Raw genomic sequence first — 22,593 nt, 5'->3', positions numbered from 1 at the left:
AGATATTCTGAATGGTGTTTTTACAGCCACTGAGGGTTCAGCTATTGCAGTAGTATACTCTCTGATACTTTCATTTATTTACAAAGAAATAGAACCGAAAGATTTACCTAGCATTTTATTAGATTCTGCAAAAATGACTGCAATTGTAATATTTATGATTGGCGTTTCTTCAATAATGTCTTGGGTGATGGCTTTTACAAATATTCCATTCGACAAAATGTTTCACATCTCGACGTATTATGATATAATAATTAAGGTGTTTTAGTGTGTTAATATTTTTTAACACACTAAAATTTTGCATAAAATTTCCAAAATATTTCAATCTGTTAAAAAATTCCTTCAATTTAATTATTTTCTAAGGAGCGTGTGAATGAAGATGAACGAAGTACAAAATGTAAAGATTACGAATGCGGATCCTTCTGCATTAGGATTATTTGGTTTGGCTATAGTAACACTTGTAGCATCATCCCAAAAACTTGGAATGACCAAAGGGGTATCATTGATCATCCCGTGGGCCGTGTTTTTAGGTGCTTTTGCTCAGTTGTTTGCTTGCATTAATGATTCAAAAAGAAATAACACCTTTGGAACTACTGCTTTTGGAGGATATGCATTCTTTTGGTTTGGTGTTGCTATGACATGGATGATTCAGTTAGGTGTGTTTGGTGAGAAATTGGCAGCAAACATAGATATTAAACAATTGGGATTTGCTTTTATAGGATATTTAATTTTTAGTATTTTTATGACAATTGGAGCCATGGAGACGAATAAGGTACTATTTATTATTTTTGTTTTGATTGATTGTTTATTCCTCGGCTTATCATTAAGTGTTTTTGATGTTATGAAAGAACCTGCACATTCACTTGCAGCGTATTCAGAAATATTAATTTCTATAGTTGCCTTTTATGGCTTTGCTGCTTGTGTTTTAAATGCACATTTTGGAAGAGTCTTTTTACCTGTAGGAAAGCCATTTGGTATTTTCAAAAAGTAAACCAGTTGAGCAGAAACGATACAAATATTGTATTTTTTCTGCTCAATGATTATTTTTGATAAATTTTATAGGACAGATGTTGACAATTTAGTACAAAATGTGCTAATCTATGGTAGAAAATAGAATATAAGAACCTTTAAATTGGTCCAGAGAGGCTGAAAAGGATAGTTAAGAAGATTTGTAGTAGTATCTTTTTATAGTTATATATTTGTATATATAAACCTTTTGCCTTTGGTAGAAGGTTTTTTTATTTGGGACATAAGACCTATAGAATATAACAATAAATTACAATTAATGTACATATTTGAATAATTTCATTTATTAAGGAGGAAATTTGGGTTTCATGTAGAAATTAAGCATAGAAAAACCTACTGAACAAATGAAACGTTAAAGGAACAATATGAGCTAGTCGTATAAAATTTTTTAGTGCGAAAAGCTTAATATAAAAAATATAAGGGGGATACAAATGAAAAAAATATTTACTTTATTTTTAGTATTAGTACTTAGTATGAGTCTTCTAGCTGGATGCGGAGACAAAGAAACTGAAACAGCTAAGGCTCAGGAAGAATCAGCAAGTATGACTATTAGATTAAGTCACAATCAACCAGAAAGCAGTTCAGAGCATGAAGGAGCAGTAGCTTTTAAAGAAAAAATTGAAGAATTAAGTGGTGGAAAAATAAAAGTAGACATATTCCCTTCTATGCAATTAGGTTCTATGAGAGAACAAGCAGAAGCAGTTCAAATGGGAACAAATGAAATAACTATTCAACCTATTGCGGTTATGACTCCTTTTGTAGAAGAATTACAAATTGTAGATTTTCCATTCCTATGGCCTTCTAGTAATGCAATGTGGGATGTTCTTGATGGAGAAGCTGGAAATAAACTTTTAGAGAAGACACAAGCAAAAGGTTTTAAAGGACTAGGATTTTGGGGATCAGGATTTAAGAACTTTACAACAGCTGGAAAAGAAATACATAACCCAGAAGATTTTCAAGGGGTAAAAATGAGAGTTATGCCTTCACCATTGCTATTAGAACAATATAAAGCATGGGGAGCAAATCCTGTACCAATCGAATATGCTGAACTTTATAATGCATTACAACAAAAAATTGTAGATGGACAAGAAAATCCTATTTCAACTATTGCTATGAATAAATTTTATGAAGTACAAGATAACCTTGTTTTAAGTAATCATGGATATTTAGCATATGTGTGTGTAGCTAATAAAGCGTGGTTTGATGGACTTTCAGATGAAAATCAGAAAATGATTATTGAAGCAGAAAAGTATGCAAGAGAGACGCAAAGAAAAGCACTTGAAGAAAAAGAGCATGCATTCTTAGAAGAAATTAAAAAGTCAGATATTAATATTTATGAATTAACAGATGAAGAAAAAGCAGCTTTTAGAGAAGCTTCTAAGCCTGTTCATGAAGAATTTGCACAAACACCAGATAAAAAAGAAATATTAGAATTAATTTACAAAGAAATTGAAGCAATAAAATAAACGATTGAAGGATGCGGTTACGCATCCTTTCCTAATAAATATTTAAACTTTTGAGGTGACAAAATGAAAATATTAAATAGAATGGAAGAGATCTTTTGTGGAACGGCTCTCCTTGCTACAACGATTATTTTATTTGTAAATGTTGTATTAAGATATGTATTTGAGTCTAGCACAAGCTGGGCTGAGGAGCTTGTGAAATATTTAATGATTTGGATTACGTTTATTGGTGCGAGTATTTGTGTAAGAAGGGGAGCGCATGTTAGTATAGATTTTTTTTATGAATACCTTTCTATAAAAAATAAAAAAATAGTTGCTATTATTATTCATGGTATTGGGTTTATTTTTTCTTGTATGATGATATTTTATGGAATAAAGGTGATAAACTTCATATTTAATATGGGTCAAGTGTCCCCAGCTCTTCAAATACCTATGTGGATACCCTATTTAGCTATTCCCTTAGGCTTTGTATTAATGGCAATAGGATTTATAAGGGAGATAATAAAAAATATTAAAGGTTACAATTTTGACGTGAGAGGAGTAAAGTAGAATGGCAATTGTATTAATGATTCTTTTGATTTCTCTATTATTAGGAAGCGTACCAATATTTATTGCACTCAACTTAGCTGTTTTATGCACAATGATGATTTTTACAGATATGTCCCCTATGATTATGATTCAAAAATCATTTGGAGGAATTGATAAATTTGCATTAATGTCTATGCCATTTTTCATTTTTGCAGCAAATATAATGGTTGCAGGAGGTCTTTCGGAAAGAATTTTAAAATGGACGAGAAGTTTGATTGGGAGTACAAAGGGAGGACTTGCTTATACAACAGAGCTTGCATGTATGGTTTTTGGGGCCTTATCTGGTTCAAGTCCTGCTACGGTAATTGCTATGGGGAAAATGCTTTATCCTGAACTCGTAAAACAAAAATATCCTAAGGGATTTGCATTAGGATTAATTGCTTCATCAGGTTCAGTAGCTTTATTAATTCCTCCTAGTATCACATTGATTATTTATGCAACAGCAACAGGTACATCTGTAGGAGAATTGTTTATGGCAGGAATCGGTGCTGGCATTGTTTATGGACTAGCAACAATGGTTTATATTTTTTTCTATGCAAGAAAGCACGAGTTAGCTGTTGATGAAAGATCATCTATGGGTGAAATATTAAAGAATACAAAAGAAGCAGTGTGGTCATTATTAGTACCTATTATTATTTTAGGAGGAATTTATTCAGGGGTTTTTACACCTACTGAAGCAGCTGGAGTATCAGCAGTATATGCCATATTTGTTGGTATGTTTATTTATAAGGAAATTGATTTAAAAAAGCTTTATAAAATATGTGTTGATTCAGCTGTAACCTGTGCCCAAGTACTTGTCTTAGTTACAGGAGCCCAAGCCTTTGGTTGGTTTTTAACTGTTGCAAGAGTTCCTCAAACAGTTACAGAAAGTATTATACAAAACATTCATTCACCAATATTATTTTTACTAATCATTAATGTGATTTTATTAATTGTAGGTATGTTTATGGAAGGAATTGCTGCAATCATTATATTAGCACCATTATTTTATCCAATTGCTATGAAGATGGGGATTGATCCAGTTCATTTAGGAATTATTATGGTTGCGAATTTATCTATTGGTAATTTTACACCACCTTTTGGACTTAATTTGTTTGTAGCGAATAGTGTTACAGGAGTTTCTATTTCAAAAATTATTCCTGCAGTAATGATCTTTGTACTTGTAAGTGTAGGTGGACTTTTAGCCATTACATATATACCTGATATATCTTTACTTCTTCCGAGGTTGATCTATCATTAAGAATTGAGGCGATATAATGAATGTGAATATGACTGAATTCGTAGAGAAACTAGATAAAATAAATACTATAGGATATGAGCATGATAAAGGTATTACAAGATTGTCTTTATCTAATGAAGATATGAAAGCAAGAGAATTAATTAAAGGGTTATGTAAAGATTTAGGACTGGCAGTGAGAGAAGATGGAGTAGGGAATATATGGGCGAGAAAAGAAGGAAAAAATAAAAACTTACCTGCTGTTTTAGTTGGTTCACATATTGATACAGTTCCAAATGGTGGAAAATATGATGGTCTATTAGGTGTATTATCTGCCATTGAGTGCGTAAAAATGATGGTAGATAATAAAATTGAACATGAGCATCCTATTGAAATTATTATATTTTCAACGGAAGAATCAAGTCGATTTAACTTATCTACTGTAGGCAGTAAAGCTATTGTAGGAAATTTAAATATTGAAAGCTTAAAAGAATATGTGGATGAAGAAAATATATCCCTTTATGATGCATTGATACAAAGGGGATTTACTCCTGAAAAGGTAAAAATTTTAAATTCTAAAGATGTGAAAGCATTTGTAGAACTTCATATAGAGCAAGGACCAATTCTTGAAAAAGAGAAAATTAATATTGGGGTTGTACAAGCTATTGCTGCACCTATGCGATTAAGAATTAATCTTTTAGGAGAAGAAGCTCATTCTGGAACTTGTCCTATGGAAATGAGAAAAGATGCCTTAACAGCAGCTTCAGAAATCATACTTGAGGTTGAGAAAAAAGGGAGAATAGAGTCAAAATATAAGACGGTTGCTACGGTAGGAAACTGTAAGGTGTTTCCAGGTGCCATGAATGTTGTTCCTGGAGAAGTAAATATATTTATTGATATTAGAGGGATTCATATAGAGAGTGTTTTACGTACTTTAAATTTTGTCATTAATAGAACAAGTGAGATTTGTAAAAAAAGAGATCTAGAATATACCATAAAAGTATTGAGTCAAGAAAGACCTGTATCCCTTAATAAAGAACTATGTGAGCTAATCAAAAGGAATTGTAAGAAACTTGGATTTACCTTTAAGGAGATGGCCAGTGGTGCAGGACATGATACCATGAATATGGCAAAGGTAGTTCCATCTGCTTTGATTTTTATTCCTTGCATAAAAGGAATTAGTCATAATAAAAAAGAGGCTGTGAAAGTTTCTGATCTGGAAAATGGAATAAAAATATTATTTGAGACCATTCAGGCATTAACAAAATGATAGTAAAGGAGAGATTTTATGAAAACCTTAATCAGGGGAGGATGGGTTATTGATCCATCGCAGAATATAAATGAACCTTTAGATATATTGATGGAGAATGGAAAAATAGTAAAGATAGAAAAAAATATTCCAATGATCAATGAAAAGGTGATTGATGCTAGCGGAAAATACATTGTACCAGGTCTTATTGATATGCATGTACATTTTCGTGAACCAGGTTTTGAAAAAAAGGAAACCATTGAAACAGGAGGGTTAGCAGCGGCTGCTGGAGGGTTTACAAGTGTTGTGTGTATGCCTAATACAAGTCCTGTAATTGATCATATTGATACGATAGATTATATAAATGAAAAAGGGAAAAATGCAGCTTGTAATATATTCATGATGGGAAGCATTACGAAAAATTTAGAAGGAATAGAGATGAGCCCTTATAAAGATTTAATAAAGAGCGGTATAGTAGGGATTACAGATGATGGAAAGACTGTAATGAACACGAGAGTTATGTATGAAGCTATGAAAGAAGCAAAAAACTTAGACTTGTTAGTGAGTACCCATTGTGAAGATAGCAATATGGTTTATGATCGATCTATTCACAGAGGAGAAATATCAAAACAATTGAATTTAGAAGGGATTCCTCCTTTAGCAGAAGAAGCTATTATTTTAAGAGATATTTTCCTAGCTGAAAAAACAGGGGCAAAGATTCATATTCAACATATTTCTACAAAAAGAGGTGTAGAACTTGTAAGAGAGGCAAAGAAAAAAGGCATAAAGGTATCTTGCGAGGCCACTCCTCATCACTTTACCTTAACGGATCAAGAAATATTGAAAAAGGGAAGTAGTGCCAAAATGAGTCCTCCCCTAAGAACAATAGAAGACGTAGAAGCTATAAAAGAAGGATTAGTAGATGGAACCATTGATGTTATTGCAACAGATCATGCACCTCATACAGGGGAAGATAAAGATAAAAATTTAGTAGAGGCTGCTAATGGGATTATAGGAGTTGAAACAGCTTTAGGGCTAGCACTTACGGAGTTCGTTCACGAAGGAAAAATGTCATTTGAAGATTTAATAAAAAAAATGAGTTATATTCCTGCAAAATTATTAAATATTCAAAAGGGGACATTAAAAATAGGAAAGGACGCAGATATTACAATAATCGATTTAGAAAAGGAATGGGTTGTTGACAAAGATCGCTTTTATTCAAAGGCAAGGAACACCCCATTTGATGGACGAAAATTAAAAGGAAAAGCAGTGATGACAATAATAAGTGGTGAAACTAAATATTTAGAAAGCTAAAACAAGCCCTATGCATGAGCATAGGGTCTATTTTTTTTATTATATGTTCTACCATATTGCTGCTAGAATTAAAAACCATAATAAAAGACTCGTACCGCTAACATATTGACTTTCAACAGTAGATTGATTATTGATTTTTTTATTAAAAGAAGGGTTTCTAGAAATCAACACTCTTCTTACAGCTGCAATTCTTTCTTTGTTTGCGGCTGTAACAAATCCTCCCATTTGTGATAAATGGTCAAGGTTTGTAATATGTTGTTGAAGGACTTCATCAGAAACATTATTTTTAGCTCTTTGTATTTCTCTAAAGATGACTCTATCTGGTTGATTACCATATTTTTGCATAAAAACATCAAATTCTTTCATTTGCTCATTTGTTAATACGAATCCATTAATCATACGAGGAACGTTATTGCTAAAAGATCTTCTCATTCGTTCTACACCCCCTCTAATTTTACTTCTTTGCAATAACATAATATGTCTCGTCCTCAAATTGGTGAGTAAATTTTCATAAAAAAATATGGGCATATGTCAAAAACTTTCGTAAAGGTTATTGACATATGCCCTAAACTGTTTTACAATAAAAGTAAATAGCATATGCTATAAATAAAAAGGAGATGGTTTTATGCCAGGATTAGATGGAAGAGGACCAAATGGAATGGGTTCAGGGACTGGAAGAAAAAGAGGATATTGTAATGTTTCTAATGATCCAGTAAGATATGGAAGCGGCTATGGAAGAGGATTAGGATTATGTAGATGGATGGGAAACACTTCACTCAGTGAACAAGAACTTTTAAAAAGACAAAAGGAAATTCTTGAAATGGAACTTGAAGGAGTAAAAAAGAGACTAGGGACACAGAAAGATACTAGCAAAAGTGAATAGGAAAGGTTAAAATGGTAGGGAGTAAGTTTTACTTCCTATCATTTTTTGTAAGGAGATGATAATATGCCTAGACCTAAGAAGTGGAGAAGAGTAGCATGTGTTCCAAAGGTGAAAGTTTTTGGACCCCTTGATGGAAGTGACAGTGGATTTGTAATGATGGATGTAGAAGAGTTTGAGAGTATAAGATTAATGGATCTTGAAGGCTTAGACCAAACAGAATGTGCAGAAAAAATGGGTGTTGCAAGAACTACCTTTCAAAGGATTTATAAAGAGGCAAAGAAAAAGCTAGCAGATGCAGTGGTAAATGGAAAAGTATTGAAAATTGAAGGAGGTAATTATACTTTACATGAAGGGGAAAGGAAATCAATAGAAAATTGTAGAGGCTGTGGACGACATGGATATGGAAACGGACACGGGTGGAAATAATGGTAACCATATGTGGTTGCCTTTTTTATTTATGCATGAAAAGTATATAAACTACGTAGGCTATAGATAGACTTAGAACCTAGGAAAGATGAGGTTATAAAATGAAAGGGTTGAATCAAAAGGTAGATATTTTTTTCCTGATTTTAATAACAGAGATATTTATTCTTACCACAATACTGATTATTCAGGAAGGAATAGATATGAAAACCTATTTGATGTTTGGAATTACTTTTTTAATAGTCGTTATATCTTTTTATACAAATGTTGTAATAGGATTATTGATGAGTTTAGGTGCTGTGTTCATTTATGGAAGCTTCTTATTATACGAGGCTATTGAAGGGAATTCTGGACAAGTTTATTTTTTAGAAGATTATCTTTGGCTAATGGTATTTCCTATTTTTTCTGCAACTGCAGGAAAACTTGGAGAATATATAAATGAACTTCAAAAGATGCAAAATAAACTACAAAAGGAAATCATAGATCTTATAACTATTGATGAAGATACAAAATTAAATAATAAAAAGAGCTTTTATGTAGATTTAGAAGAAGAAATGAGTAGAGCCAAAAGGCATCAATTTCATTTAACTATCATGATGATAAAGATTCAATATTATGATGAACTCCTTTCTATTTATGGAAAAAGTCAAGTAAATGAGATTTTAAGGATTATGGGCGATAAAATTGAGCTTGCAACAAGATTAGAAGATAAAAGATATCGAATAGAAAGAGAAATGTTTGCAATCATTATGCCAAATACTAAACTAAAAGAAGCAGAAAACGTAAAGTGCAGAATGAGGGAAGGAATAGAGCAGATTACCCTTAGAAAGGAAAAAAAGAGAGAAAAATTAAATTTTCATTTTAAAATAGGTTTACTAGAATATGATCAAAAACTAGAAGATCCTTTTGTTTTTAAAGAGTTAGCGGAAAAGGAGATAGAGTATGACATATAAAAAAGAATTTCCTATAGTTTTTGGGAAAATGATAGATATGTTAATTGTAATTGTGGCTATAGCCTGCTTCGTATTTTTGATTATTTTTATTGTATCATGGTACAAAAATAGAAAAAATCTATTTTGAAAAATTTGGAAGGAGTAAAGAAGTGATTAAAAAGCGTATTATGGTAGTTTTTATTATATGTTTATTCATGAGTACCGTAATTGTAAATAGTGAAACAAAAGAAAAAGTATACATAAAAAATTATCAATTTAATCAAGATATAGAGGTTAAAGGTATTTTAGGTGGATATACTTTTTTCTTTTACGTGGATAAATATTGGGAAATTCAAAAGAATGTTTACTTAGAATTGATTTTTAGCCAAAGTGATATAAAAGAATATAAACATTCAACTTTAAATATTTATTTAAATGATACGCCTATTAAAAGCGTTAGCTTATTTGATAAAAAGGCAAATAGAGAAGTAATTAGAATAAAACTTCCTGCTGAGAAAATAAAAAATGATTATAATGCAGTAAAAATAAAAACATATCATCGTATTACAGATGAACCCTGTGCAGATGATATTAATCCAGCTAACTGGTTGCTACTTCATAAGGATTCACATGTACATATTAATTATAAGGAAAAAAAAGATCCTAGTGGCTTAAAGGAGTACCCTTATCCTTATTTTATAGAAGGTGCTGATGAGCCTATAAAAGCTATTATTACAGTTCCTTCTCAACAGACACAAAATGAAATGACGTCAGCTATGAAACTGGCTGCTGATTTTGGGAGAAGAGTACCCTTTAAAAACTTAGATATTAAGATGATCCCCTTTAATGAATTAAGTGAAAAGGATAAAAAAACCCATCACTTAATATGTATTAGCCATAAACTTAACTTACCTAAAGATTTTTTACCGTATATTTCAGATGATGAAAATTTAAAGGATAAAGTCATGATGAAGGAGGTTGTATCTCCTTATAATAAAAATAAAAGATTACTCTTGATTCTATCAGATGATGAAGATAAATTAATAAAAGCGGTAGAGATTTTAGGGGAAGAACGACTGGTTTTGCAAATGAAAAAAAATATACAGTATATTACTGATAGGGATGAAAAGCCTCAGACGGACAGACGTGATGATGGAAAGATTACCATGAAGGATTTGGGATATATGGATCATACAATAGAAGGGATTCTTTACCAGCAAGCCAATTATGGAGTCAATATTCCAAAGGGGAGAAGGATCAAAGAGGATGCTTTTGTAAATATTCATATGAGATATTCGAAAATTTTAAATTTCAATAGATCTTCTGTTGCTATCTATTTAAATGATATACCTATTGAAGATAAGCCCTTAAGCTATGAAAGAGCAAAAGACGATTATTTGTCTATAAAAATACCAAAAGAATTAAGAAATAACAGCTACTTAGAACTAAAAGTAGTATTTTATTTAGAACCAAAGGAATTTGATTGTAATAGACAAAGAAATAGCAATATTTGGGCTGTTGTATTAAAGGATTCTAATTTTGATTTACCCTATGAGTTTACAAATGAAAGGTATTTTGAAAATTATCCTAGCCCCTTTATAAGGGAAGGAAAATTTAATGATTTACTAGTAGTTTTACCTGAAAATATAAATACCCAAGAACTAAGTATGGCTGGGAATATGATTGCTTTTATGGCACATAATATCAAAGGGTTAGAGGATTTAAAGGTGATAAAGCCTCACGAATTTACAAAAGAAGATGAGCAGAAAAATATTATCTTATTGGGGAGTCCAAAGGAAAATAAATTAATTGCTAAAATCAATGAAAATTTGCATATTCAATTTGATGATGAATTGAATCAATTAATGGCAAATAAAAAAATAGGGCTACTAGAAGATTTTAATAAAGATGCTGCTACCATACAGATTATACAGTCTCCTTGGAATGAAAAGAAATCTGTGATGCTTGTATCCGGAGCAAAAGAATATAGTATAGAATGGGTGGAAGATTTTCTAAAGGATCCTATCTTTGTATCTAAGCTAAAGGGAGATGCGGTGGTAATAGATGAAAATAAGAACCTTTATTCTGTTTATTATGTAGACAAGAAAAAAAAAGAGGAATTAAAAACAGAAAAAAAAGATACAGAAAGAAAAATAGAACCTACTCAGGTATATCCATTGGTCATATTGTCTATTAGCTTAGGTGTGATGCTTATCATAGGAATTATTATTATTATGAAAAGAAATAAATAGAAAAAGTGTAAAAAATGCTGGAAAAATTTATTAAATTTCATCGTATCCCTTGACAATTCTGTCATATTACAGGTAAAATAGAGTGTAAAATTATCAATATAAAAAGTAAAGAAGAGGATAGTAATAAAAAGATAGGGTGTACAGAGAAATAATCATTTGGTGAGAGATTATGACAATACTTTTTATGAAAATCGCCTTGGAACTGGAATCCTGAAAAAATCAGTAAGGGTTTTCGCAGGCATGCGTTATGATGCGTTGAGAGATAAGATGTAGAAATCTTATAAATAAGGGTGGTACCGCGGTTTATTCGTCCCTAAGCAATCTGCTTAGGGATTTTTTAATATTGAAAAAACAAATGAGAGGATGAAGGATATGGAAAAATTTAAGACTTTGTCTGATTTACCAATAGCTGAAGTGCAAAACAAAATTTCAGATGCTTGGGATCAAAATAATCTCTTAGATCAATGTGTTGAAACAAGAAAAGAAGGAAAGCCCTTTGTGTTTTTTGAAGGACCTCCTACTGCAAACGGAAGACCAGGAATCCATCACGTAATGGCGAGAACATTAAAAGATTCTGTTTGTAGATACAAAACGATGACAGGTCATCAAGTAAAAAGAAAAGCAGGTTGGGATACGCATGGATTACCTGTTGAGATTGAAGTTGAAAAGCAATTAAATCTATCTGATAAACAAGAAATTGAAAACTATGGATTAGATAAATTTAATGAAAAATGTCGTGAATCAGTATTTTCTTATGAAAGACAATGGAGAGAAATGACAAGAAGAATGGGATATATGATTGATTTAGATAATCCATATATCACATTAGATAACAATTATATTGAATCTGTATGGTGGATTTTAAACAAATTCTTCAACGAAGGTTATATGTATGAAGGGCATAAAATCCTTCCATATTGTCCTAGATGTGGAACAGGTCTTGCTTCTCATGAAGTAGCACAAGGATACAAGGAAATAAAATCTAACACAGTAATCGTTGCTTTTAAAAGAAAAGATGTTGAAGAATATTTCTTAGCATGGACAACTACTCCTTGGACACTTGCATCAAACGTTGCATTAGCAGTTCACCCTGAAGTAACTTATTTAAAAGTAAATTCAAAGGGAAATGTATTCTATGTAGCACAAGCATTAGCAAAGAGAGTACTTGGAGAAGAATTTGAAGTATTAGAAGAGCTAAAAGGAAAAGATTTAGAACATATGGAATATGAACAGTTAATGCCTTTTATCAAGCCTGATAAGAAAGCATTCTTTATAACACTTGCAGATTATGTAACTACAGAAGATGGAACAGGTATTGTTCATATTGCACCAGCTTTTGGTGACGATGACTACCAACTAGGTAGAAAATATGATCTTCCAGTACTTCAACCAGTAGATGAGGCTGGAAAATATACAGCTACTCCTTGGGAAGGTAAATTTGTAATGGACCCAGAAGTAGATGTAGCTATTATCAAATGGTTACATGCTGAAGGAAAGCTATTCAAAAAAGAAAAGGTTGCTCATAACTATCCACATTGTTGGAGATGTTCTACACCGCTTGTATACTATGCAAAACCAAGCTGGTATATTGAAATGACAAAACTAAAAGATAAATTAATCGAAAATAATAATACAGTTAATTGGTATCCTGATTATGTAGGAGAAAAAAGATTTGGAAACTGGCTTGAGAATCTAAATGACTGGGCATTGTCTAGAAATCGTTATTGGGGTACTCCATTACCTGTTTGGAGATGTGAGTGTGGTCATACGTCTTCAGTTGGTTCAAGAAAAGAATTAGTAGAAAGAGCTATTGAAGATATAGATGAAAGTATAGAACTACATAGACCATATGTAGATGATGTACATTTAAAATGTGAAAAATGTGGCGGTACAATGACAAGAGTTACAGAAGTAATTGACTGTTGGTTTGATAGTGGAGCTATGCCTTATGCACAACATCATTATCCATTTGAAAATAAAGAGGGCTTTGATGAGGGATTATTCCCAGCAGATTTCATCTGTGAAGGAATTGATCAAACTCGTGGCTGGTTCTATTCATTACTTGCAATTTCTACATTTGTAAAAGGAGTATCTCCTTATAAAAATGTATTAGTAAATGACTTACTTCTAGATAAAAATGGAAGAAAGATGTCTAAATCAAAAGGAAATACGGTAGATCCATTTGAGCTTTTTGATAAGTATGGAGCAGACGTTTTAAGATGGTACCTACTATATGTATCTCCTGCATGGACACCAACAAGATTTGACTTAGATGGATTAAAAGAAGTACAAAGTAAATTCTTTGGAACCATTAAAAATGTTTATAACTTCTTCACACTATATGCAAATACAGACCAAATCAATCCAAAGGAATTCTTTGTTCCATATAATGAGCGTCCAGAGCTTGATCAATGGATTTTATCAAAATACAATAGTTTAGTTAGAGAAGTAGAATCAGAGCTTAAAATCTACGATTTAACAAAGACAGTAAGAAAAATCCAAGACTTTGTAAATGAAGATTTATCTAACTGGTATATAAGACGTGCTCGTAGACGTTTCTGGGCAACAGAATTAACAGAAGATAAAAAGGCTGTATACAATACAACTTATGAGATTTTAGTAGGAATTTCAAAAATGGTAGCTCCATTTGCACCATTCTTATCAGAAGAGATTTATAAAAAGTTAACAGGAGAATCTTCTGTACATTTAGCATATTATCCACAAGTAGACGAAGCTTTGATCAATGAAAGAGTAGAAGAAAGAATGGACCTTGTAAGAGACTTAGTAGGACTTGGACGTGCTGCAAGAGAGGCATCTAAAATCAAGGTTCGTCAGCCAGTTCGTGAAATCATGATTGATGGAAAATATGAATCACTAATTTCTGACTTAATACCACTTATTAAGGAAGAATTAAATGTGAAAGAAGTAGTATTTGAAAAAGAATTAAATCAATTTATGAACTTTAACTTAAAGCCAAACTTTAAAGTGGCAGGACCTATATTTGGTTCAAAAATAAAACTTCTTGGAAAAGCATTAGGTAGTCTTGATGCATCTGTAGCAGTACCAAAGCTTGAAAATGGTGAAACTATAGAAGTACCAGTAGATGGAGAGACCCTAGAATTAACTAGAGAGCATGTATTAATTACAATTGCTGCAAAAGAAGGATTTACTGTTGAGATGCAAAATAACCTATTTGTAATTCTAGAAACAACCCTAACGCAAGAGTTAATTGATGAAGGATTTGCTCGTGAGTTTATTTCTAAAGTACAACAAATGCGTAAAAACAACGGATATGAAATGATGGATAAAATCCGTATTTACTTTGATGGAGATGAAGAAATAACAAAAGCTGTAAATATGCATAAAGAGTATATTATGCAAGAAACTTTAGCAGAAAGTATTGAACAAGTACAAGATGATACTTTCGAAAAACAAAATTTAAATGGGCATCAAACAGGAATGAAGTTAGAGAGAATATAAAGGAAAAATCAGCCGTTTGGCTGATTTTTTTTATTCTTAATAAGATGGAGTTATATAGCATGATATTGAGAAATATTTTTAATTATGGTAAAATATTTGAAAAATGGAATAAGATTTTGAGAACCATGTGGAGGGGTTGTATGAATCAGGCAAATAATGAATTAAGAAAAAATATACAAAATGTTATAAATAAAAAAACAACCCAAGAAAAACTGCGTATAGCAGAAAAAGTATTTAATAATACGGGCGAAGGGATTGCAGTTACAGACATTGACGGAACTATACAGCTAGTAAATCCAGCTTTTACTACTATTACTGGATATAGCGCAGGGGAAGCTATTGGAAGAAACCCTCGGATTTTACGTTCTGAAAGACATGATAAAAAATTTTATAAAGGCATGTGGAAGAGTCTCATAGAAATGGGAAATTGGAAGGGTCATATATGGAATAGACGGAAGAATGGAGAAACTTATCTAGAATGGATGAATATTTCCGCTATAAAAGATGATGATGGAAAAACCCTTCAATATGTTTCTGTATTTCATGATCTTACAGAGAATGTATTGCAAGAAGAACATATAAAATATCAAGCTTATCATGATGCGTTAACGGAACTTCCTAATAGAGAGTTGGCGAAGGACCGTTTAAATCTGGCATTAACCCATGCTCATAAAAACAATCAAATAGTAGGGGTAATTTTTTTGGATATTGATCGGTTTAAGCGAATTAATGATACTTTAGGACATCCTATTGGAGATATGCTCCTTCAAGGGGCTGCAAAGAGACTAAGAGAATATATGGATGAGGGGGATACAGTAGGACGATTAGGCGGAGATGAATTTATCATCCTTCTTGAAGATATAAAAAGTGTTCAAAATATAATAAAAGTAGTACATAAAATTTTTCACGCTTTTGAAAAGCCCTTTTTACTAAAGAATGATGAAATCTATGTTACTGCAAGTATAGGAATCAGTATTTATCCATCTGATGGAGAGAATATGGAAAGTTTAATGAAAAATGCAGAAGTGGCTATGTATCGTGCCAAAGAAAAAGGGAAAAATACGTATCAATTATATACGCCAAAGATGAGTGAAAGAGCATATGAACAATTGGCTATAGAAAATGATATGTACAAAGCTTTAGAAAAAGATGAATTTATTCTTTATTATCAACCTCAAGTACAAACTACTACAGGAGAAATTATTGGAGCAGAAGCACTTATAAGGTGGAAACATCCCAAATTAGGACTTATTTCTCCAGCTAAATTTATTCCTTTAGCAGAAGAAACAGGGTTTATTGTACCCTTAGGAGAATGGGTTTTACGAAAAGCTTGTGAACAAAATAGGATTTGGCAAAAAAAAGGATTAAAAAATATACAAGTTGCAGTAAATCTTTCGCCACTACAATTTAAACAAAAAGATCTCATAGAAAAAATCACAAAAATTATACAAGAGACAGGAATAAGACCAGAAGATTTAGAACTTGAGATTACAGAAAGTAATGCCATGCTAGATCCTGACTTTACAATAAAAACATTAAAAGCATTAAATAATATGGGGATTCAACTAGCTATTGATGATTTTGGGACGGGATATTCTTCACTAGCTTATTTTAAAAGTTTTCCTATTCATAAGATAAAAATAGATCAGTCGTTTATAAGAGATATTAATGAGGATGAAAGTAATAGGGCCATTGTATTAGCTATTATTGGGATTGCTAAAAGTTTGGGGTTAAAATCTATTGCTGAAGGTGTTGAGACAAAAGAACAACTTAAGGCGCTAAAAAAGCACGGCTGTCAGCAAATACAGGGGTATTTCTTTAGTCCTCCTGTAAGACCTGAAGAATTTGAAAAAATGTTAATAGAAAAACAGTAGTATCAAAAGAGGATACTACTGTTTTTTTTTAATAAGAGCTCTTATCAAGAGCTGTAATGATTTGTAGAGGTGGTTGATCATTTGCAAGACCTACTGCATAGATTGTATAGTATCGATCGGGCTTTATTAATTGGTTTGGTGCAGTGAGAACTACTTTGTCAGTACCTGCTAGGCGTAACTCAAAAGTGTGGTTAGCAGGGGGAATCATCAAATTTGGGCTGATTTCTTTAAATTCAATATTTCTAAAAAGAATGGTTCCATCTGGGAATGTTAAATCTACCATAGGTGCATTAGGAGATAAATGAACAAATTTTAGTTGAGATGTTCCTGGGTAAATAGGGGATGCCGTATCAGGAATGACCAAAGGTTTTATATTTTCTAACATTCCTGTAGCAGCTACTGTGTAATTAGCATTTGGCATTACATCTATACTTGTATTAATCACAGGATTTGTGGTTGTACCAGATGGGAAAACTAAAATAGTATATTTGCCAGGGATCAAGGGTAAATATTCTGTGAAGTCTTTATACTCTAAAGCTTTCGCAATAAGCTTACCATTAGCATATACATCTACAGCAGGGGCATCTGGAGAAGCGTGAAATATTCTTACATAAGAAGGCATAGGCATAGATTGATTAAATGCAGGCATATAAGGATAATACATAATCAATTGCTCCTTTCTATTATATCTACCATATAATATGAAGAAGTTAATGGTTTTGTTACAAAAAAAGACTACTCCCATGTAGTAGTCTGTAATAGTATGTTATTTAAATATTTCTACAAACTTGATAGAATAAATATCAGCCATTAAGTAATTGTCTGTTTCTGGTTCTTGCAAAACAATATAACTGATGCCAACATCAATTAATTTACCTTCACGGTCTACGAGCATATTGGTGCCCAACAAAAATTCTATTTTTACGTATTCTCCAATTTGAGTTTTGAGATATCCTTGCGTATAATTAATATCATCTTGTACAGGTGGACCTGGTTCAATCTCAAAATCTGGTGGTAATTGAGTAGTAGGTGGTGTCATAGGTATTTCGTTATTTGGCATCATAGGTTCTGGATTGTTAGATGGCATAGGCATACTTGGTGTCATAGGATACATGGGATACATAGGATAGTAATAATTTGGAATATCGTTAAACATAAATCAACCCCCTTAATAAATAATTTTATAACATATTAAGTTTGAGCATATAGCTCTGTTGGATTATAAAAGCAATGTAGGCCTACTTTTACTTGAAAACTACCTGTTCCGTTTCTTGGAAAGGTATAAGGACAAGTAGGTTTAAATGGGTTAAAATACCATAATGAATAGCCAATATTATATAATCTATTTCCAGAAAGAGCCCAATCAGCTATATCATAATGGATTTGTTCTGGTGGATTTGCCCAGATTGTTTGGGGATTTGGCTTTCCTGCCAAAACAGAACGGACGCAATCAAACTGACCTTTTTGATAAATGATTTTTCGTATATCCCCTTGCCCTAATCGATGATACTCTCCATAAGGAACTCTTTTTCTATTCATGATGACAGTGGCCACGGCTTTCATGCCATTACAAACTCCATCATACCACCATTGTTAAACCTAGTATTTCCAATGACTATAATTTGAAGAATACATCCAGTTTGAAATCATCCTGGTCAGCATCTTTTTCTTTTGTATAAATTACTTTATCAATAAATGTTTTTAAAAAGTTATTTTTAGCTGCTGCATCTAGTCTATAATATATGTCATTAATAAACTTTATAGAACTATCTATTTGAGGCATTAAATCTTTTTTGGTAGTCATACCCTTTTGAATGTTAAAAAGTTTCTTATGTGCCGTCTCTATGTCCTTATTTGTGTAATCTATTTGAGCAGAGAGCGTGTTCATTCGATTTAAGAAAGTATCGTTATCATATATTCCTTGTTCTAACAAATCATATAATTTATTTTTTTGCTGTTTAAGAAGATTAAGTTTTTTAGTACTTCGCTCTATGGCAGCTTCTAAAACTTTAAGTTCTGTATTATCTATTTCATCTTCCCTAAATTCAAACTCAAATTTTACACGTTCTAATTCATGTAAAGCCATGTTTAACAGTCTTTCTTCCACCAAATAAATATAACTAGATTTAATACCACCACAGTGTTTGTAGCATCTAATACTATCGTGTTTGCCTTTAGCTGTTCTTATAGTCATTGTTGCTCCACAAGCGCCACATTTTAAAAGGTTAGCTAAGGGATTTCTTAATTTTTTATTTTTGTGGATATGAGGAGTATATCTGCTTTTTGTAAGTTTTTGAGCTTGATTGAAAATATCTTCTTCAACGATTGGATTATGCTTGCCTTCGTAAATATTCCATTGACTTTTATCTTTAAATTTACTTGTTCTTTTGCTATCCTCTTTATATTTATATACACGCTTATTCCAAGTGACTTTTCCAATATACACAGGATTTTGAATCATTTTTCGAATAGTTGTTTTATCCCAATTTAAATTACCATTTTTATTGGGTATACTATTTTGTGTCAAATATTTAGCTATTTTTGTATCTCCATATCCACTATTTACATATAAATCAAATATCAGCTTAACGATTTTAGCTTCTTCATCATCGATAACTAAAGTTTTTTCTAGTTTCTTATAGCCATAAGGAGCATAAGGACTAATATAATTGCCTTCTTCAAGACTTTTAAGTCGCCCACGCTGTAAACGCTTTTTGATTATTTTTAATTCTCTTCTAGCCATAAATGCCTCAAACTCTGAAAATTCTTCGTCGAATTCATTATCTAGATCATAAACTTTACGGGGTGTAATAATTTTAGTATTGTACTCTTTAAATGTTTCAAGGATTAACCCTTGTTCTCTCATATTCCCCCTGCCAAGTCTATCAATATCCATAACTAATACAGCATCATATTTATTATCTTCGACTTCTCGTAATAATTCCAACATTTGAGGTCGTCTACTAATAGACTCTCCTGAAACTACTTCTTCTTTAATTTCTAGTATGTTGTAATTGTTTTTTTGAGCATAAGCTAATAGTGTTGTTCGATGTTTGCTTAATACTTCTTCAACAGATAAATTTTCTTCACTTCTAGATTTTCTTAGATAAATGCATACATTCATATTCTTATCACCTTTTCAAATTAATTATATTACTTAATTATATGTTTTTTCTGAAAAAATAAAAGTGAAGTATTACTATACAGGTTGTATATTTTTTGATGATTCTTGAAACTTTATTTGAAATGAAGAGAAAAAAGTCTTGAATCTGTAGCAAAATGGCTTGCACTAGTAAAAGAATATGAAAAAGTACATAAAAAAATAGATAAATTGTTGAAAATGTAAGACTTAGGTTAAGTGCAATCGATGGAAGGTGGTGGTTCTATGGACTTTGATTGTTGTAGTAGTTACAAACAATGCTGGGAAATCAGATAACCATGGATGAGTATTTAAAGATGTTAGCATGAGGACTTATTCGTCAAAGTTGTATTTAGCGAACTTTTAATCCCAGTCTATAAAGAAAAATGCAAGAAGACCAGTTAGACAACCAATAAAAATAAAAGGGAAGATATGTCTTTGTATATCAACATTAAAGAAAAACATAACAAAGTAAAGTAAAGCTACCAGGATGATGATGTGAATCTGAGTTAGTTTAAGAAGCGGTCTGTTTTTAAAAGTAAAAATATTATTATCTATAAAATTAAGTGCTGAGTAAGTGATAAAACTAGAGAAACTGGCACTGATTATATTAAAAAAAGTCATAAACAAAAAAATCAACTCCAATATTTAGTAGTATTCTTATTTTACTATATTAGAGCTGATTATGGAATTAGTAAATGTGTAAAAGGTTAGTTCAGTGAACTAATTATGCAGTTTTGAAATTTAAACCGAAGCTGATTCCTAGAGCTATCGCAAGACTAAATTTGTAATTAACACCCATGTGATTCATTAATACAAGGATAAAGATGCCAATTAAAAAAATAATTAGTTCCACTATAATTTTAGATTTAACTTTCGTGCATAACATATTATGGATTTTAAATTTTCTATTAAGATAATAAACAAATGATGAAACTAGTAGACCAATAATTAAGGATTGTCCAAATAGAAATATTCTAGCCAAAATAATCAACTCCTTTTTGGAGATACAATTAAATTTTAGCATATTAAATTGATTTTGTAAGACAAAATAGAATCTTAGTCTAGGTGGTGGGTATATGGAAAATGTAAAGAAAGAGATTAAGGATCGACTAGAAACAATATGTGAAATGGGAGGATATACGGAGAACGGTGATATTCCTTGCATAGAAGAATAGCAAAAGTTGCATTAAGCTGGGAAATAAAAAAATTAATTCTTTTTTCTGTAGTTATTTGTATTATTTAATTTTACAGATATAGGTGAGAGAATATTAAAAAGAAATGGTAGATATAGAAAACCAATTATTCCACAAATGAGAGGAGGAAACCTGTATTTTGTGCCCCATCTTATGCATTGAATAGAAGTTATTAAGCTAATAAAAATTTTAATTAAATTTATGAAAATATTCATTACATCAGCTCCTAAACTTATTTACTTATATAGTATCCATGATTGGCTTTAATATTATACTCATTGGTGAATTTAAGATGAGTAATTGAACAGAATTTTAGACTGATCGAGGTGATGAGAAAATGTAAAAGAAGACATAAACGACCTATTAGAAACAATATGTGAGATGGGCGAGGATATAGAGATAGGTAATCTATGCTTTATTAAAAATATACTAAACAAATAGGGCAATTATTTGGAATAAGTAAAGATTCTGTATATAGAAGAATGAAAAGTTATAAAGAGAAAAAGGTGAGTTGATTAATGAGGCTGGATTACCCAGCTCCAGCACTAAAATAAGATTTCTCGGAGGTGGTTATTCAAATTTATCTTTTACAAGGAATATGATTAGTAAAAAAAGTCCTAAGATGCATAAAGTAATAACAGATATAAATAAAAAAACTGACATGTTGTCACCTCCAAATAATTGTATGTAAATATTTTATTGAATTATTGATGATTTTTCAATTTATATATGAATTTGAGGGTTAGTCTAAGGTAATAAATAGTAGATTGGTTTAAAACAAAGTACGTAAACCATTATTAATAAAATGATGATAATTCTAACTAAATCTTTATAATTTTTCGTATATGTATATTTTTTATAAGAAGTAAATGTAATAGTTGGAAAGAGTAAAATACAAATAGTAACTCTAGTAATTCTCATAATATACAGATCTGAAATAGATATAAAACAGAACAAAGCAGTAAGAAAAATTGTGGTTTCTAACCAGCCTTTATAGGTGGGAGTATCTGTATTCTTATAATTAGTTTTTTTAGAGTGTTTCAAATCATTAAAACAAAAACAAATTGTAGAAATAATAACTATACTAGCATAGAAAATATTTGTCATTAATTACACCACCTTTGAGAAATAGAAAAATAGTTAATTTTATTATAGTAGAAAATAATAATAGATACTAGGAATGATTTGGATAAGCGCTAAATATATACATTATGCACTAAAAATTGACTTAATTAGTTTGTTGGTGCATTTTGTTTTAAGGAACTAGGAAGTATTATTGAAAATTCATTAGGTATGGATATAAAGGTACCAAGTGGAATAACAAAATGGTTTAGGGTTGCTAATGCTGCAATAAATGAATACGAAGAAGATCATAAGAATGCAGGAGCTTAGGCTCCTGCTTTTTTTAGTTTTTGGATAAAAACTTTAGTTAGCGAAGAGTTAACAAATATCAATTATGATATTTAAAAAAATATGTTGAAAAATTTACTATAATTTATACAAATTTTGGGAACAATTTTTAAACCCTAAGTATCTATTAAGTGAGTACATCATAATGTAC

General features: G+C 31.2%; 17 protein-coding genes, 1 pseudogene and 1 other annotated feature. Of the genes and pseudogenes, 13 read left to right on the top strand and 5 right to left on the bottom strand.

The genetic code is table 11. The features are described 5' to 3' along the window. The first annotated feature begins 4 nt into the window (after positions 1-4). From K7H06_RS12130 to K7H06_RS12100, 7 genes are all read left to right on the top strand, one after another. Complete coding sequence (locus K7H06_RS12130; protein WP_425514954.1) at positions 5-265, top strand: TRAP transporter large permease subunit; 261 nt, start codon at positions 5-7, stop codon at positions 263-265. 105 nt (positions 266-370) lie between these two features. Next, positions 371-988, top strand: a complete 618-nt coding sequence (locus K7H06_RS12125; protein WP_223036311.1) for an acetate uptake transporter — start codon at positions 371-373, stop codon at positions 986-988. Positions 989-1,454: 466 nt separating this feature from the next. Beyond that, positions 1,455-2,489 (top strand): TRAP transporter substrate-binding protein, encoded by a 1,035-nt coding sequence (locus K7H06_RS12120; RefSeq protein ID WP_223036310.1) that lies wholly within the window; start codon positions 1,455-1,457, stop codon positions 2,487-2,489. Positions 2,490-2,552: 63 nt separating this feature from the next. After that, entirely contained in the window at positions 2,553-3,035 is a 483-nt protein-coding gene (locus K7H06_RS12115) for a TRAP transporter small permease (protein ID WP_223036309.1), read from the top strand. Position 3,036: 1 nt separating this feature from the next. Further along, positions 3,037-4,314 (top strand): TRAP transporter large permease, encoded by a 1,278-nt coding sequence (locus tag K7H06_RS12110; protein WP_223036308.1) that lies wholly within the window; start codon positions 3,037-3,039, stop codon positions 4,312-4,314. 16 nt (positions 4,315-4,330) lie between these two features. Next, on the top strand, positions 4,331-5,560 hold the full coding sequence (locus K7H06_RS12105; RefSeq protein ID WP_223036307.1) for a M20 family metallo-hydrolase: 1,230 nt from the start codon (positions 4,331-4,333) through the stop codon (positions 5,558-5,560). A gap of 18 nt (positions 5,561-5,578) precedes the next feature. Beyond that, the gene (locus K7H06_RS12100) at positions 5,579-6,853 is read left to right on the top strand and encodes a dihydroorotase (RefSeq protein ID WP_223036306.1); all 1,275 of its coding nucleotides are present in this window, start codon (positions 5,579-5,581) and stop codon (positions 6,851-6,853) included. A 48-nt stretch (positions 6,854-6,901) separates the two neighbouring features. Here the strand turns inward: K7H06_RS12100 and K7H06_RS12095 are convergent, their stop codons facing one another. Then, positions 6,902-7,285: a hypothetical protein gene (locus tag K7H06_RS12095; protein WP_223036305.1), complete on the bottom strand. Its 384-nt coding sequence runs from the start codon at positions 7,283-7,285 to the stop codon at positions 6,902-6,904. 193 nt (positions 7,286-7,478) lie between these two features. Here K7H06_RS12095 and K7H06_RS12090 point away from each other — a divergent pair, with 193 nt between their 5' ends. The 6 genes from K7H06_RS12090 (at position 7,479) to K7H06_RS12065 (ending at position 16,697) form a co-directional block, all read left to right on the top strand. Next, positions 7,479-7,736, top strand: a complete 258-nt coding sequence (locus K7H06_RS12090) for a DUF5320 domain-containing protein (protein WP_223036304.1) — start codon at positions 7,479-7,481, stop codon at positions 7,734-7,736. A gap of 63 nt (positions 7,737-7,799) precedes the next feature. Continuing rightward, positions 7,800-8,162, top strand: a complete 363-nt coding sequence (locus tag K7H06_RS12085) for a DUF134 domain-containing protein (protein ID WP_223036303.1) — start codon at positions 7,800-7,802, stop codon at positions 8,160-8,162. A gap of 101 nt (positions 8,163-8,263) precedes the next feature. Beyond that, positions 8,264-9,112: a diguanylate cyclase domain-containing protein gene (locus K7H06_RS12080; protein ID WP_223036302.1), complete on the top strand. Its 849-nt coding sequence runs from the start codon at positions 8,264-8,266 to the stop codon at positions 9,110-9,112. Between the two features lie 149 nt (positions 9,113-9,261). Continuing rightward, entirely contained in the window at positions 9,262-11,343 is a 2,082-nt protein-coding gene (locus K7H06_RS12075; protein WP_223036301.1) for a cellulose biosynthesis cyclic di-GMP-binding regulatory protein BcsB, read from the top strand. A gap of 99 nt (positions 11,344-11,442) precedes the next feature. Next, positions 11,443-11,661 (top strand) — a binding site (T-box leader). 54 nt (positions 11,662-11,715) lie between these two features. After that, on the top strand, positions 11,716-14,823 hold the full coding sequence (ileS, locus tag K7H06_RS12070; RefSeq protein WP_223036300.1) for an isoleucine--tRNA ligase: 3,108 nt from the start codon (positions 11,716-11,718) through the stop codon (positions 14,821-14,823). A 140-nt stretch (positions 14,824-14,963) separates the two neighbouring features. Beyond that, on the top strand, positions 14,964-16,697 hold the full coding sequence (locus tag K7H06_RS12065; RefSeq protein ID WP_223036299.1) for a putative bifunctional diguanylate cyclase/phosphodiesterase: 1,734 nt from the start codon (positions 14,964-14,966) through the stop codon (positions 16,695-16,697). A 28-nt stretch (positions 16,698-16,725) separates the two neighbouring features. Here the strand turns inward: K7H06_RS12065 and K7H06_RS12060 are convergent, their stop codons facing one another. The 4 genes and pseudogenes from K7H06_RS12060 to K7H06_RS12045 form a co-directional block, all read right to left on the bottom strand. Continuing rightward, positions 16,726-17,361 carry a DUF4397 domain-containing protein gene (locus tag K7H06_RS12060; RefSeq protein ID WP_223036298.1) on the bottom strand — a complete coding sequence of 212 codons (636 nt, stop codon included), beginning with the start codon at positions 17,359-17,361 and terminating at the stop codon, positions 16,726-16,728. A 102-nt stretch (positions 17,362-17,463) separates the two neighbouring features. Next, the gene (locus tag K7H06_RS21540) at positions 17,464-17,853 is read right to left on the bottom strand and encodes a hypothetical protein (protein ID WP_425514916.1); all 390 of its coding nucleotides are present in this window, start codon (positions 17,851-17,853) and stop codon (positions 17,464-17,466) included. A gap of 35 nt (positions 17,854-17,888) precedes the next feature. Continuing rightward, positions 17,889-18,266 (bottom strand): annotated as a pseudogene (locus K7H06_RS12050) (cell wall hydrolase); the annotation flags it as partial. A gap of 46 nt (positions 18,267-18,312) precedes the next feature. Further along, on the bottom strand, positions 18,313-19,821 hold the full coding sequence (locus K7H06_RS12045) for a recombinase family protein (RefSeq protein WP_223036296.1): 1,509 nt from the start codon (positions 19,819-19,821) through the stop codon (positions 18,313-18,315). Positions 19,822-22,593: the final 2,772 nt, after the last annotated feature.

It is taken from the genome of Crassaminicella profunda, assembly GCF_019884785.1.
Lineage (GTDB): Bacteria > Bacillota > Clostridia > Peptostreptococcales > Thermotaleaceae > Crassaminicella > Crassaminicella profunda.
This window is presented reverse-complemented; position numbering and strand designations above follow the sequence as displayed.